Consider the following 13,420-nt stretch of genomic DNA (forward strand, 5'->3'; position numbering starts at 1 on the left):
CCGTGGCCCAGGCGCCAAGACAAAAGTGGCCGGCCTCCGTCAACGGAGGCCGGCCACTTCAGGATGCTATTCCCACTCGATGGTTCCCGGTGGCTTGCTGGTGACGTCCAGCACGACACGGTTGACGCCGTCCACCTCATTGGTGATCCGGTTGGAGATCCGGGCCAGGAGGTCATAGGGCAGGCGTGACCAGTCAGCCGTCATGGCGTCTTCGGACGAGACCGGGCGCAGGACGATGGGGTGGCCGTAGGTGCGGCCGTCGCCCATGACGCCGACGCTGCGGACATCTGCCAGCAGCACGACGGGCATCTGCCACACCTCGTTGTCCAGGCCTGCGGCGGTCAGCTCGGCGCGGGCGATGGCGTCGGCCTTGCGCAGCAGGTCCAGGCGTTCCTTGGTGACGTCGCCGACGATCCGGATGCCCAGGCCGGGGCCCGGGAACGGCTGGCGTCCCACGATCTCCTGGGGCAGTCCCAGCTGGGCGCCCACGGCGCGGACCTCGTCCTTGAACAGGGCCCGCAGCGGCTCCACGAGCTCGAACTGCAGGTCCTCGGGGAGGCCGCCCACGTTGTGGTGGCTCTTGATGTTTGCTGCACCTTCGCCGCCGCCGGATTCGACGACGTCAGGGTACAGGGTGCCCTGGACCAGGAACTTGATCTTCTCACCGTGCGCGGCGGCCTCGGCGATGATGGCCAGTTCGGCTTCTTCGAAGGCGCGGATGAACTCGCGGCCGATGATCTTGCGCTTGGTTTCGGGATCGCTCACGCCGGCCAGTGCGGTGAGGAAGCGTTCCTGCTCGTTCGCGATGTAGAGCTTGACGCCGGTGGCAGCAACGAAGTCGCGTTCCACCTGCTCAGCTTCGCCTTCGCGGAGCAGGCCGTGGTCAACGAACACACAGGTGAGCTGGTCGCCCACGGCGCGCTGGACCAGGGCAGCTGCGACTGCGGAATCGACGCCGCCGGAGAGGCCGCAGATGACCCGGGCATCGCCGATCTGGTTGCGGATGCGCTCAATCTGCTCTTCGAGGATGTTCCCCGTGGTCCAGTTGGGCTCGATCTTGGCGCCCTTGAAGAGGAAGTTCTCCAGCACCTGCTGGCCGTAGGCCGAGTGCTTGACCTCGGGGTGCCACTGCACGCCGTAGAGGCACTTTTCTTCGTTGGCGAAGGCTGCAACCTCGGCGCCGGCCGTCGTGGCCAGGACCTCGAAGCCGTCCGGGGCCGCGTGGACGGAGTCGCCGTGGCTCATCCAGGTGTTCTGGTGCTGGGGCATGCCCTCAAGCACGGAGCGTCCCTCGCCCAGGATGGTGGTCTGGGTGGAGCCGTATTCCCGGAGGCCGGTCTTGTCCACCTTGCCACCAAGGGCGTTGGCCATGGCCTGGAAGCCGTAGCAGATGCCAAAGACGGGTACGCCGGCTTCGAAGAGGTCGGCACCCACGCTGGGGGCGCCGTCGGCATAAACGCTGGAAGGTCCGCCGGAAAGGATGATCGCGGCGGGGTTCTTGGCGAGGAGCTGTTCGGTGGTGTAGGTATGCGGAACCACTTCCGAATACACATTCGCTTCCCGGACGCGGCGGGCAATCAGCTGCGCGTACTGGGCTCCATAGTCAACAACCAGCACCGGCTTCTGGGAAGTCTGGGATGCAGTGGGAGTAGTCACTGTAATAGCCTACGTTGCGGCGTTGCACCGGCGCACCTTGAGACGCCGCGCTGTGACGGAGCAAACGTCCGACGGCGGGTGGGCGGCACAGCTGCTGGCGAGGCAGCGCCGTGGTTCAGGCCTGCCGGGATTTCAGTAGCGCTGCGGCGCCTGCGGGTTCGCGGCGAGCTCGGCTTCCACCTCGGCATGGAACTTCTTCTCCACGATGAAGGAGAGGAACGGGACCACGCCGCCCAGTGCCAGCAGGATCAGCTTGAGGAACGGCCAGCGCATGAGCGACCAGAGCCGGAAGTTTGAAATCAGATACACCACGTACATCCAGCCGTGGACGATCAGCACCGTGATGGACAGGTTGACGCCGTTGAGGACTCCCGGCGGCTCGGCGTCGGCAAAACCGAAGCCGAAGGGCTGGCCGGTGGTGGCGTTGGTGCCACCGGCGAAGAGGTACTGCCCGAAGCCGTACCGTGCCACGAGCTCGGCGCACAGGAGCAGCAGCATGGCACCGGTCAGGTAGGCCAGCACCTTGTAGAACTTCAGGGCCGACCGGATCTGCGCTTCGGTGCCGCCGAACCGGCGCTTCCTGGGGGCGGCCTTCCCGGCCGTTTCGTTTCCGGTGGCCGGCTTCGGATCAATCATGGCTGTACCTTTTGCTCGGTGTGTTCAGGCTGCCGGGTGGTCCCTGGCTGCTGTTCTGGTTCATGCGGTTCGGCGTGGCCCTCGAGGGCATCTTCGAGGTCCCGGTGGTAATCGTCCTTGACCAGGCGCCACCAGATGAAGAATGCGAACCCGGCAAAGACCACCCATTCCAGGGAGTAGAAGAGGTTGAGCCAGTTGATCTGCTGTGCGGGCGGCTGCGGACCGATCTCCAGCGGCAGGAGGTCCCCCGGGACGGCGGCAGCGCTGACGTCCGCTCCCCCGGCAACCTCGGCGGTGGCCGCCACGAAGCCCGGGTAGCTGCTGATTTCCCAATCGTTGATGAGTTCCGCCACGGAGACCGCCGTTGCTTCGCCGGGGTTGGCGGCCTTAGCGGCCACGGGCGCTTCGGAGGGCAGGAGCCGTCCGGTTACCTGCACGGGGCCCGACGGCGGCGCGGTCGCGTCAGCGGCGTCGGCCACCCATCCGCGGGCCACAGGGATCCAGGTCCGGGGCGACACAGCGGCACCGGTCAGCGCGGGTGCGCCGTCCACCGCGAAAGCGGAGACAACCCAGTAGCCGGTCTTCCCGTCGTGCAGGCGCCCGGGGACCAGGACCTGCTTGGCAGGATCATAGGTTCCGGTGGCACTGACCATCTGGTCGGCGTCGGACCCGTGGAAGAACTCGCCGGGCTGGAGGGTGTCAGTCAGCGGCTGGACCTTCTCGGTGTCCGGATTCACCGGCATTTCCGGGCTGGTGGAGCGGCCGAACTGCCACTGGCTCAGCAGCACGAAGACCCCGGACACGGCGATCGCAAAGATGAATCCCGCAATCCATCGGGGCTTAAGGGCTGTTTTCCACACGTCTTAACCGTACTTCGTAGTTCTGTAGAACAACTAAACGCCGGAGCTGCGGGCACGCCCGCCGGCTCCGGTCAGTGGTCGAAGAACACCAGGCTGGAGTTGATGAGTTCGGCGATCACTTCGGCGTCGTAGGCCCGGCGCAGCGATTCGCGGAACGATTCCTTGGACAGCGAGCGCGCCAGCGTGGCCAGGACCTCGAGGTGGTCCGAGAAGGAACTGGCGGGGGTGGCGATGAGCAGGATCACGGTGGCCGGGCCGTCGGCGGCGCCGAAGTCCAGGGCATGGCCATACTTGGTGATGCCCACGGCGATGGAGGTGCGGGTGACGAACTCGCTGCGCGCATGCGGCAGGCCGATGCCGCCCGGGAGTCCGGTGGCGAGCTGGTGTTCCCTGGCATTGACATGCCGGAGGAACCCGTCGAGGTCGGACACCCTGCCGGCAGCGAACAACCGCTCGGACAGTTGAGTGGCGGCGTCGTCCTTGTCCGTGGCCTCCAACTCCAGGATGACCATGTCCGGGGTGGTGAGTTCGGCGTCGTACGGGTCAAGCGGTTCCGCCAAGGCGTGTCCCTTCAGTCAGCAGCGCCGGCCATCCACCCCTTAGCGCAAGGGCACGATGTCTTCCACGCCCAGGCGGGCGGCGTCTGCGGATTCGTCATCCGGCTGTTCCTGGCTGAGCCGTTCCGCCTCAACCCGGGCAATGTAGTGCCGGACCTCATTTTCGCGCTGAGCGTCGCTCCAGCCGAGGACGTCACCCATCAGTTTAGCGACAACCGGAACAGCGGACACGCCGCGGTCCCAGGCCTCGATGGAAATGCGGGTCCGCCGGGTCAGGACATCGTGGACATGCCGGGCGCCTTCGTGGGTGGCCGCGTAGACCGCTTCGGCCTGCAGGTAGTCATCCGCTCCCGGCAAAGGCTCGGCCAGTTCCGGATTCTCGGCAATGAGGGCCAGGACTTCCGGGGTCATGGAGCCGTAGCGGTTGAGCAGGTGCTCGATGCGGGCCACGTGCACGCCCGTTTCCTCGGCCGTCCGGTTACGGCGGTTCCAGGCTGCGCGGAAACCGCTGGCCCCCAGCAGCGGGATGGTCTCGGTGCAGCTCGGCGGTACCCGTTCGTCCATGGTGCGGGTGGCCTCGTCCACCGCGTCCTTGGCCATCACGCGGTAGGTGGTCCATTTGCCGCCAGCCACCACCACCAGCCCCGGCACGGGGTGGGCCACGACGTGTTCGCGGGAGAGCTTCGCTGTGGAGTCGTTCTCGCCGGCCAGCAGGGGCCGGAGTCCCGCGTAGACGCCTTCGACGTCTTCCCGGGTCAGCGGCCGCTTGAGGACCTTGTTGACGTGCTCGAGGATGTAGTCGATATCCTTGCTGGTTGCGGCAGGGTGGGCCTTGTCCAGGTGCCAGTCGGTGTCCGTGGTGCCGATGATCCAGTGCCTGCCCCAGGGGATGACGAACAGCACGGATTTCTCGGTGCGCAGGATCAGCCCGACGGTGGATTGGAAGCGGTCCCTCGGCACCACCAGGTGGATGCCCTTGGACGCCCGGACCTTCAGCTGCCCGCGGTCCGTGACCATGGCCTGGGTTTCGTCGGTCCAGACACCCGTGGCGTTGATGACCTGCTTGGCACGGACGTTAAACCGGGAGCCATCCTCGCGGTTTTCCACCTTGGCTCCCACCACCCGCTCGCCTTCGCGGAGGAAGTCCACCACCGCCATCTGGTTGACGGCATGGGCCCCGTAATGGGCGGCAGTGCGGACCAGGTTGGCGACGTACTTGGCGTCATCCACCTGCCCGTCGTAATAGCGGATGGAGCCCACGAACGCGTCGTTCTTCAGGCTCGGCGCAGCCCGCAGGGTGCCGCGCCTGGACAGGTGCTTGTGGAAGGGCACGCCGCGGCTGTGGCCGCTGGAGACGGACATGGCGTCGTAGAGGGCGATGCCCGCGCCCACATAGGGCCGTTCCACGAAGGGCTTGGTCAGCGGGTAGAGGAAGGGAACGGGCCGGGCCAGGTGGGGCGCCAGTTCGGAGAGCAGCAGTCCGCGTTCCTGCAACGCCTCCTTAACCAGGGCGAAATCCAGCATCTCCAGGTAGCGGAGGCCGCCGTGGATGAGCTTGGATGACCGGGAGGACGTTCCTGCCGCCCAGTCGCTGGCCTCGACGATGCCCACGCTCAGGCCGCGGGTGACGGCGTCCAGCGCCGCTCCGGTTCCCACGATCCCGCCGCCAACAATCAGGATGTCCAGCTCCTGGCCGGGTTCCGTCGTGGCGCGCAGCCGCTGGATGGATGCTTCCCTGGCTTCCGGGCCCAGGGCCCCGCCGCCTGCAGGATCAGTCTTCATTGAACGCCTCCAGTGCCTCAAGTGCCGGTAGTAGAACCACCCTACTTGCTTGGGGCACGCTTGGGCAGGGCGCCCTTTTGGACGCCCTGCCGGAGTGCGTGGGTGTCAGTTTCCTTCGTAGGGGGAAACCACGACGTCGACCCTCTGGAATTCCTTCAGGTCCGAGTAGCCGGTGGTCGCCATGGAGCGGCGCAGCGCACCGATGAGGTTTGACGTTCCATTGGTGTGGTGGCCGGGCCCGAAGAGGACTTCCTCCATGGGCCCAACGGTTCCCACGTTGGCCCGGTCCCCGCGCGGGAGTTCCAGGTGGTGGGCTTCCTGGCCCCAGTGCCAGCCCTTGCCCGGCGCTTCTTCGGCGCGGGCCAGGGCACTGCCCAGCATGACGGCGTCGGCGCCCATGGCGATGGCCTTGACGATATCGCCGGAGGTGCCCATGCCGCCGTCGGCAATGACATGGACGTACCGGCCGCCGGACTCGTCCATGTAGTCGCGGCGGGCGGCGGCGACGTCGGAAATCGCCGATGCCATGGGCGCGTGGATCCCCAGCGCGCGGCGCGTGGTGGTGGTGGCCCCGCCGCCGAAGCCGACCAGGACACCGGCGGCACCGGTGCGCATGAGGTGCAGGGCCGGCGTGTAGCCGGCGGCCCCGCCGACGATCACGGGTACGTCGAGCTCGTAGATGAACTGCTTGAGGTTCAGCGGTTCGTGGTCCTTGGAGACGTGCTCGGCGGACACGGTGGTGCCGCGGATGACGAAGATGTCGACGCCGGCAGCCAGGACTGTCTTGTAGTGCTCCTGGGTGCGCTGCGGCGTGAGGGCGCCGGCCACGGTGACGCCGGCTTCACGGATTTCGGCCAGGCGGGACGTGATGAGTTCGGGCTGGATGGGGGCCTTGTAGAGCTCCTGCATCCGGCCGGTGACGGCGGGGCTGTTGGTCTCGTCCTCCAGGGCACTGATTTCATCCAGGACTGCCTGCGGATCCTCGTACCGGGTCCAGAGGCCTTCGAGGTCGAGGACGCCCAGTCCGCCGAGGCGTCCAAGCGCAATGGCCGTCTTGGGAGACATGGCTGAATCCATGGGGGCGGCGATGACAGGCATGCTGAACTGGTAGGCGTCGATCTGCCACGAGACCGAGACGTCCTTGGGGTCACGGGTGCGACGGTTGGGGACAACAGCTATGTCATCCAGGGAGTAGGCACGACGCCCACGCTTGCCACGGCCAATCTCGATCTCGTAAGTCACTGCTCTAGGTTATCCCAGCAGGTTCGGTGGCTTCGCCTGGCCTCGGCTCCGCGCGGACAAGCGGGGGTCCGGATGGGCAGGGCTGCCCATGGCGGCGGCGTGGACCAAGCACGTAGCCTAGGGCCGGGGGCTCGGTGAACGCTCCCGTGCCCAGCTTCCGAGGAGAACCACCATGGCCCCTGGCCTCTATGGCGCCGACATCGAACAATTGCGGTCCTTGTCCAAATCCATGGACCGTTCCGGATCACGCCTGATGGATACCGAACGCCAGATCACCAGCCTGGTATCGGCTATCGACTGGAAGGGAAACGACGGGGGCCGCTTCCGCCGTGAATGGAGCGATACGTGGCGCCCCATGATGAAGCAAACGTCGCAATCCTCCTTGACGCCTCCAAGACTCTCGTCACGCAGGCTGATGAGCAAGAGAACGCCAGCACGGGCGGATCGTCCGGTGGTCCCGGTGCGTCGGGTCCGGGCGGTACTGCCCCGGACGCTGCCGCGACGAACCCTCTGGACAGTGTGCTGGGTGTCGCCGCGAGTCCTGGCTGGTGGGGTGCCAACGCCGCCGTGACCGGTGCGGGGCTGTACACGGACAACCTGCTGGCCACCATGGCCAAGGGCGGGCTCCTCACGAAGCTCACCAACTGGCCCTGGCTCAGCGCGCAGTACGCCCAGGTTCCGGGGGTCGGCTATGTGCGCGGAACACAGCTCCTCAACGGGACATCCATGCTGGGCCGGCTTTCCGGTGGCCTGGGAATCGTCACCGGCGGCCTCCAGTTGGCACAGGGCCTGGAGAGCGGCAATACCGGAATGGCGATCGACGGAGGTGTCTCCGCGGTCCTTGCGGCCGGAAGCTTTATCCCGGGCGCAGGACCCTTCTTCGCCGTGGCCGGGATCGCGTGGGGCGGTATGGGCCTGCTGGCCTCGAACCTCGGCTACGGTTCGGCCTCGGAGATGGTGGCAGATGCCGCCAAGAAGACTGCGGATGCCGTGGCTGACGGTGCAAAGAAAACCATTGATGCCGTAGCCGACGGCGCCAAGAAGGTGTGGGGCTGGCTCACCTGAGGGCCGGCTTCCCTAGAATAAGACCCGAGACCTGTCGACCCTAAGGCTGTTGTGACTATCCAAGAAGACGCACCCCTGCCCATTACCGAACACGAACTCATCGCACTGGTTGCCCTGGCAGGAACGCCGGGCGCACTGAAGTGCCAGAGTCTCTTCAGGCTTGACCACGCTGCCGGGGCGCCGCTCGAACAGGCCGGAGTGGCTACCCTCCTGGAACGCGGACTCATGACCGTTGAAGGGGAAAGCCTCGTGCCGGCAGGGCCGGCCGCAAGCGTGGCAGGGGTCCTTGCGGACTCCGATGCCTGGCTGGAAGTTGCCCTGGTGACCCCCAAAGCCGAACACGTCTACTTTCTGTTCGGCTCGAACGGCGGCGCCCTGGTCCTCAGCCTCAGCAAGTTCGGTGTCCACGAACTGCGACCGCTGACCGGTTCCGAGGGCATGTTCACCACCGCCGTCGAGATGGTCACGTTCTACCTTGGGACCGCACCGGACGGACGCCCGGCGGCCGGCACGGTCCGCAGGCACCTCGCGGACGGCAGCTTCCACTCCGTCCACGTCAAGACGGAGCCCGATGGTTCCCTGGAGATCGTCACCGGTGATGACGCCAAGCCTGCCCCTGCGCCGCTGCAATCGGAGGACCTTGAGGACCAGCTCCGCCGGGGACTGGGCCTGCTCCCGGCATGACACATCACATTCCTTTCCCCGCCGGCGCGCCCGCGCATTCGCTCGACCACTGGCTCTCGCCTGAACTGGCCCGCGTCAGCCCGCCGAACGCACCGTCCCGGCTGCGGCAGTTGGCAGATGCCCAAGGCACCATCGCTGCCGGTTGGAGCAGCGCGATCGCGGGTGGACCCGTTCTGGCCCTTGCGGGCGCATTCTTTTCAGCCATGTACGGACATCCGGCCCCGGTACTGGTGTTGCTCCCGTTGGGGGCGGCACTGACGCTGCTCGGCGTGTGGTCCTGGAAGCGGGTGCGCACCTCACTTCCGGATACCGGCCGGCTCCTCATCAGCCGCGGCCCGGGATCGGCCCGCGGCGGCATCGCCATGGTGTCGGTCCTGGGAGTTGCCCTGGCGGGGATCCTGGCCCTGTACCTGCCCTCCGCGGCGGCCAAGGGTGACGGCACGGCGATCTCCCTTGTGGGCGCCTTCGTGCTGCTCCTGGCCCTCCTGGTCGCGTGCATCGTGGTCCCCTCCACGGTCATGGGCCGTGCCCGGCAGTCATTTCGGCTGCGGGTTCAGTCCAACCCAGGGCTCCGGAGGGCTGTGGAAGAAGATCTGGCGGTTTGGCGGGATCCCCACGGCAACGCCGGCTACGGCCCGCTGTGAGCCGGTAGCGGGAGCAGCGCGATGCGCAATCGCTGGATCTTCGACGGGCACATTGCCGGGATCGGTACCTCATCTGGCCTCCGTGCAGTGGTGGGCATGTGGCAGCATTCCCCCTTCGGTGCTTTTGCGGACGTCATGGTCCAGCAGCCCACAGGGCACAGGCTGCTGTTGGCACCCACGGAAGCCATTGCGGAGTTCATCTTCGCCACGTACCGGTTTGACGATGTGCAGGTGGCTGACGTCCGGGCAGTCCTGGCCGACCGGATCCTGTCGGTCGATGCCGGCCCGCTGGCCATCCGGGCGGTGACCGGGCGCAGGACCTTGCTGGGTACAGCGCTGGGAATGCTTCCGCACCGGCTTGCCGTGCATCCACGCTGGCTGGCCACCGTCAACCCCCTCGCATCGCTGGTGGCTGCGGGTGCGCAGACGTTCGGTACGGCCGGCAGCGGCAGGCTGGAGTACTACGGGGTGAGCGACCTCCACCATGTCAGGTCCGCCGTCGTCAGCTGGGATGGGGCCGACGCCGGTGCGCTGGCTCCGGTGGTGCCGCCGGTGACCTTCGGGTTCAGCAGCGTGCCGCCCCGCCCCAGCCTCGCCCGCGTCCGTACGACTGTGGTGGAAGGGCATGATCCAGTCCGGCGCTGACTTAGGGCTGGCCGGCTTCATCCACGGTGAGCTGCGATTCGAACATCCGGAAGTAGCGGCCGCGGAGGGCCACCAGTTCCTTGTGTGTTCCCTGCTCCACCACCTGCCCGTCCTCCAGCATGTAGACGACGTCCGCCTTCTCGATGGTGGCGAGCCGGTGGCTGATGGCGATGATGGTGCTGCTGCGGTCCGCGAAAAGCCTGGTGAAGATCCGGTGCTCGGCAAGGGCATCGATGGCTGATGTGGGTTCGTCCATCACCATGAAGGCTGCGTCGCGGTAAAAGTTGCGGGCCATGGCCAGCCGCTGCCACTGGCCTCCGGACAGGCCGCTCCCCTTGCGGCCGCGCGGGTCCTCCATCCAGTTGCTGACGTGGTTCTCCAGTCCGTTGGGGAGCTTGTTGATGAAGTCCAGCGCCTCCGCGTCGGCCGCCGAGCGGCGGATCCTGGCCTCGTCCCGGGGGCTTTGGACATCCCCGAAGTAGATGTTCTCCGCGGCGGTGGCGAACTCGTACTTGAGGAACTCCTGGCTGAGCACCGCCAGGTGCCGGTGCCATGAGGTGACGTCCACCGCGGCGAGGTCGACGCCGTCGAGCATCACCTGCCCGGAATCCGGACGGTAGAGGCCCGCGAGGATGCGGATCAGCGTCGACTTGCCGGCGCCGTTCTCCCCTACGATGGCGATGTGCTGGCCCTCCCGGATGGTCATGCTGATGCCGCGTATGACCTCTACGTCGCTGCCCGTGTAGGTGAAGCGGATGTCCCGGAGTTCCACTTCGCGAGGAGCGGCCGGCAGCGGCGGGGCGTGCCCGGAGTGGACGGGCAGGTCCATGAACAGTTCGTAATCCTTCAGGTTGGCGAGGTCCTCGTCGATGGAGCTGAGCGAGGAGACGAGGTTGTTCGCCGTGGACAGGGCCCGGCTGACGATCTGCTGGACGTAGAGGAACTGGCCCACAGGCTGGGCGTGCGCAATGATCTGGCCCACCACCCAGATCAGCGAAACCACCTCCGCACCGTACTGGAGGGCGTCGGCGGCCAGCTGGCGGGGAATGTAGCGCCGCTGGTAGTCAAGCCGGCGCCGTTCATCCGCGTCGCGCAGGCGGGACCTCAGGCCCATCAGGAAACCGACCACGCCGTAGAGCCGCATCTCGGCAATGTGCTGGGGGCGGAGCAGGTTGGTTTCGATCATCCGCCGCTGCCGCCGGGAATCCACCTGGGTGTTCCAGTGCGCTATCTGTTCACGGGACAGCTTGAACTGCAGGTAGACGCTGGGGATGATGGCCACCAGGACGATCACCGCTATCCACCAGCTGACCAGCAGCAGCGCCCCCACCGCCAGGATGACGGAGACCAGCTGTGTGAAGATCGCCGCGATGCGGTCCAGGACCCGTGCATAGGAATCCGAGAAGCGCTTGGCCCGGTCGTAGAGATCGACCGTTTCCTTGTCGTCGTAGCGCCAGAATTCCAGCGCCAGGAACCGCTCGTACATCTGGTCGCCGACGATGGCTCCCACCTTGAAGCTCATCAGCTGCTGGATGTAGCGGTCCACACTGGTGAAGGCCCCCCAGAAAAGGCCGAGCACTGCGGTGATGACGACGTAGACGATGGCCCGTTGTCCCGCCCCGGCGTCGCCCGCGTACGCGGCCGCCAGGGCTGTGGTGGTGAGGGCCGCGAAGTAGGTGGTGACGAGCGGAAGGACGGCGGAGATGAGCGAGCCGAGCACCTTCATGACCACGGCCCCCGGGGAGGCCCGGAAGCTTACCCTCAGGACCTGGGCCACCGCGCGGGCATAGGGCCGCAGGGCAAGCCTGCGTGCGGGCTCGCGTTTGGGGCTTAGTTCGGGCGGATGGCTCGGTTGGGACATGCCATCAGCCTATTACCGCTGGCAGCACGGATTTTCGCAGCAAAAAAGATGGGATGGGCAGGCTGCCCATCCCATCTTCATCGCAAGCGTCAGCGTCAGCGTTAGCGTCAGCGTTAGCGTTATCGTCAGCGTGAACCGTAGTTCGGCGCCTCGACCGTCATCTGGATGTCGTGCGGGTGCGATTCCTTGAGGCCGGCCGGAGTGATCCGGACAAACTTGCCGCGGGCCTTGAGCTCGGGAATGGTCGGCGCACCGGTGTAGAACATGGTCTGGCGCAGGCCGCCGACCAGCTGGTAGGCCACGGAGGACAGCGGGCCGCGGTAGGCCACGCGTCCCTCGATGCCCTCGGGGATCAGCTTGTCATCACCGGATACGTCGGCCTGGAAGTAACGGTCCTTGGAGTAGGACGTGTTCTTGCCCCTGGACTGCATGGCGCCCAGGGAGCCCATGCCGCGGTAGGACTTGTACTGCTTGCCGTTGACGAAGATCAGGTCGCCCGGAGATTCGTCGCAGCCGGCCAGGAGGGATCCGAGCATGACGGTGTCAGCACCGGCCACCAGGGCCTTTCCGATGTCGCCGGAGTACTGGAGGCCGCCGTCGGCAATCAGCGGAACGCCGGCAGGAATGGCGGCCTTGGCGGATTCGTAGATGGCGGTGATCTGCGGAACGCCGACGCCGGCCACCACGCGGGTGGTGCAGATGGAGCCGGGACCGACGCCAACCTTGATGCCGTCAGCACCTGCGTCGATCAGCGCCTGTGCGCCTTCGCGGGTGGCTGCCTGGCCGCCGATGACGTCCACGTGGGCGGCCACCGGGTCTGACTTGAGCCGACGGATCATGTCCAGGACACCCTGCGAGTGGCCGTTGGCTGTGTCCACGAACAGGGCGTCGACGCCGGCGTCAATGAGCGTCATGGCACGCTCCCAGCCGTCCCCGAAGAATCCGATGGCTGCGCCGACGCGGAGGCGGCCTTCGTCATCCTTCGTGGCCAGGGGGTACTGCTCGGCCTTGGTGAAGTCCTTGGTGGTGATCAGGCCCTTGAGCCGGCCCTGCTCGTCAACCAGGGGCAGCTTCTCGATCTTGTTGGTGGCCAGCTTGTGCGAAGCTTCTTCGCGGCTGATCCCCACGTGCCCGGTGATCAGGGGCATCTTGGTCATGACGTCGCTGACGAGCCGCAGCGGGAAGTCGGACTCCGGCACGAAGCGGGTGTCGCGGTTGGTGACGATGCCCAGCAGGCGCATGCCCTCGTCCACTACGGGCAGGCCGGAAACGCGGTACTGGGAGCAGATCTCATCCAGCTCGGCAAGGGTGGCCTGCGGTCCGATGGTCAGCGGGTTGGTGATCATTCCTGACTCGCTGCGCTTCACCCGGTCCACCTGGTCCGCCTGGTCCTGGATCGAGAGGTTGCGGTGGATGACTCCCAGGCCGCCCTGGCGTGCCATGGCGATGGCCATCCGTGATTCGGTGACGGTGTCCATGGCCGCGGACAGCAGCGGCGTGTGAACCGAAATCCGCTTGGAGATCCGGGAGGAAGTGTCGGCGTCCGACGGGATGACGTCCGTGTGCCCGGGCAGGAGCAGGACGTCGTCGTAGGTCAGGCCGATGAGGCCAAAGGGGTTGTGTTCGGGCTCGGTCATGAGTGCGCCTCTTACCTTGGTTGCTGGGGCGGGTAGGGGTTGCAGCCGATGACCAGCCCGTCATTACGGAACTGGCCTGTGCAGGACATACTTCGGAACGCCGCTTGCGTCAGGCGGCCATCCGGAGCAGAAAGTGTTGAGTAAATATTAG

Annotated in this window: 12 protein-coding genes; 4 read left to right on the top strand and 8 right to left on the bottom strand. The window is 66.5% G+C overall.

Annotated features, from left to right (window positions below):
- Nucleotides 1-66 precede the first annotated feature (66 nt).
- The 6 genes from guaA to AC1DBN_RS04615 all read right to left on the bottom strand — a co-directional run bounded on the left by guaA (nucleotide 67) and on the right by AC1DBN_RS04615 (nucleotide 6,733).
- Complete coding sequence (gene guaA, locus AC1DBN_RS04590; RefSeq protein ID WP_091721773.1) at nucleotides 67-1,656, bottom strand: glutamine-hydrolyzing GMP synthase; 1,590 nt, start codon at nucleotides 1,654-1,656, stop codon at nucleotides 67-69.
- 132 nt (nucleotides 1,657-1,788) lie between these two features.
- Nucleotides 1,789-2,292 carry a DUF3817 domain-containing protein gene (locus AC1DBN_RS04595; protein WP_091721776.1) on the bottom strand — a complete coding sequence of 168 codons (504 nt, stop codon included), beginning with the start codon at nucleotides 2,290-2,292 and terminating at the stop codon, nucleotides 1,789-1,791.
- Nucleotides 2,289-3,152 carry an SURF1 family protein gene (locus AC1DBN_RS04600; protein ID WP_091721778.1) on the bottom strand — a complete coding sequence of 288 codons (864 nt, stop codon included), beginning with the start codon at nucleotides 3,150-3,152 and terminating at the stop codon, nucleotides 2,289-2,291. Before AC1DBN_RS04600 ends, AC1DBN_RS04595 begins: the two co-directional genes overlap by 4 nt.
- Nucleotides 3,153-3,223: 71 nt before the next feature.
- On the bottom strand, nucleotides 3,224-3,712 hold the full coding sequence (locus tag AC1DBN_RS04605) for a PTS sugar transporter subunit IIA (protein WP_091721781.1): 489 nt from the start codon (nucleotides 3,710-3,712) through the stop codon (nucleotides 3,224-3,226).
- Nucleotides 3,713-3,751: 39 nt separating this feature from the next.
- Entirely contained in the window at nucleotides 3,752-5,491 is a 1,740-nt protein-coding gene (locus AC1DBN_RS04610) for a glycerol-3-phosphate dehydrogenase/oxidase (RefSeq protein WP_091721784.1), read from the bottom strand.
- Nucleotides 5,492-5,596: 105 nt separating this feature from the next.
- Nucleotides 5,597-6,733, bottom strand: coding sequence for a GuaB3 family IMP dehydrogenase-related protein (locus AC1DBN_RS04615; protein ID WP_091721788.1), 1,137 nt, complete (start codon nucleotides 6,731-6,733; stop codon nucleotides 5,597-5,599).
- 345 nt (nucleotides 6,734-7,078) lie between these two features.
- On the opposite strand from AC1DBN_RS04615, the gene AC1DBN_RS04620 reads away from it, so the two are divergent.
- From AC1DBN_RS04620 to AC1DBN_RS04635, 4 genes are read left to right on the top strand one after another with little or no spacing between them, the layout of a single operon-like run.
- A complete protein-coding gene (locus tag AC1DBN_RS04620) occupies nucleotides 7,079-7,798 on the top strand; it encodes a WXG100 family type VII secretion target (RefSeq protein ID WP_477722643.1) in 720 nt (239 codons plus the stop codon).
- A gap of 51 nt (nucleotides 7,799-7,849) precedes the next feature.
- The gene (locus AC1DBN_RS04625) at nucleotides 7,850-8,482 is read left to right on the top strand and encodes a hypothetical protein (RefSeq protein ID WP_091721792.1); all 633 of its coding nucleotides are present in this window, start codon (nucleotides 7,850-7,852) and stop codon (nucleotides 8,480-8,482) included.
- Nucleotides 8,479-9,126, top strand: coding sequence for a hypothetical protein (locus tag AC1DBN_RS04630; RefSeq protein ID WP_091721795.1), 648 nt, complete (start codon nucleotides 8,479-8,481; stop codon nucleotides 9,124-9,126). The genes AC1DBN_RS04625 and AC1DBN_RS04630 overlap by 4 nt, the downstream gene beginning before the upstream one ends.
- A 21-nt stretch (nucleotides 9,127-9,147) precedes the next feature.
- Entirely contained in the window at nucleotides 9,148-9,771 is a 624-nt protein-coding gene (locus AC1DBN_RS04635) for a hypothetical protein (protein WP_314213880.1), read from the top strand.
- A 1-nt stretch (nucleotide 9,772) separates the two neighbouring features.
- On the opposite strand, the gene AC1DBN_RS04640 is transcribed toward AC1DBN_RS04635, so the two are convergent.
- Both AC1DBN_RS04640 and guaB read right to left on the bottom strand, forming a co-directional pair.
- Entirely contained in the window at nucleotides 9,773-11,632 is a 1,860-nt protein-coding gene (locus AC1DBN_RS04640) for an ABC transporter ATP-binding protein (RefSeq protein ID WP_091721799.1), read from the bottom strand.
- Nucleotides 11,633-11,757: 125 nt separating this feature from the next.
- On the bottom strand, nucleotides 11,758-13,269 hold the full coding sequence (gene guaB, locus AC1DBN_RS04645) for an IMP dehydrogenase (protein ID WP_091721801.1): 1,512 nt from the start codon (nucleotides 13,267-13,269) through the stop codon (nucleotides 11,758-11,760).
- Between the last annotated feature and the right edge of the window lie 151 nt (nucleotides 13,270-13,420).

Source organism: Pseudarthrobacter sp. 10T415 (assembly GCF_056394175.1).

Coding starts and splice junctions, on each gene's coding strand:
- AC1DBN_RS04595 (WP_091721776.1), bottom strand. CDS start 2,292: ATGATTGATCCGAAGCCGGCCACCGGAAACGAAACGGCCGGGAAGGCC.
- AC1DBN_RS04610 (WP_091721784.1), bottom strand. CDS start 5,491: ATGAAGACTGATCCTGCAGGCGGCGGGGCCCTGGGCCCGGAAGCCAGG.
- AC1DBN_RS04630 (WP_091721795.1), top strand. CDS start 8,479: ATGACACATCACATTCCTTTCCCCGCCGGCGCGCCCGCGCATTCGCTC.
- AC1DBN_RS04635 (WP_314213880.1), top strand. CDS start 9,148: ATGCGCAATCGCTGGATCTTCGACGGGCACATTGCCGGGATCGGTACC.
- AC1DBN_RS04640 (WP_091721799.1), bottom strand. CDS start 11,632: ATGTCCCAACCGAGCCATCCGCCCGAACTAAGCCCCAAACGCGAGCCC.
- guaB (WP_091721801.1), bottom strand. CDS start 13,269: ATGACCGAGCCCGAACACAACCCCTTTGGCCTCATCGGCCTGACCTAC.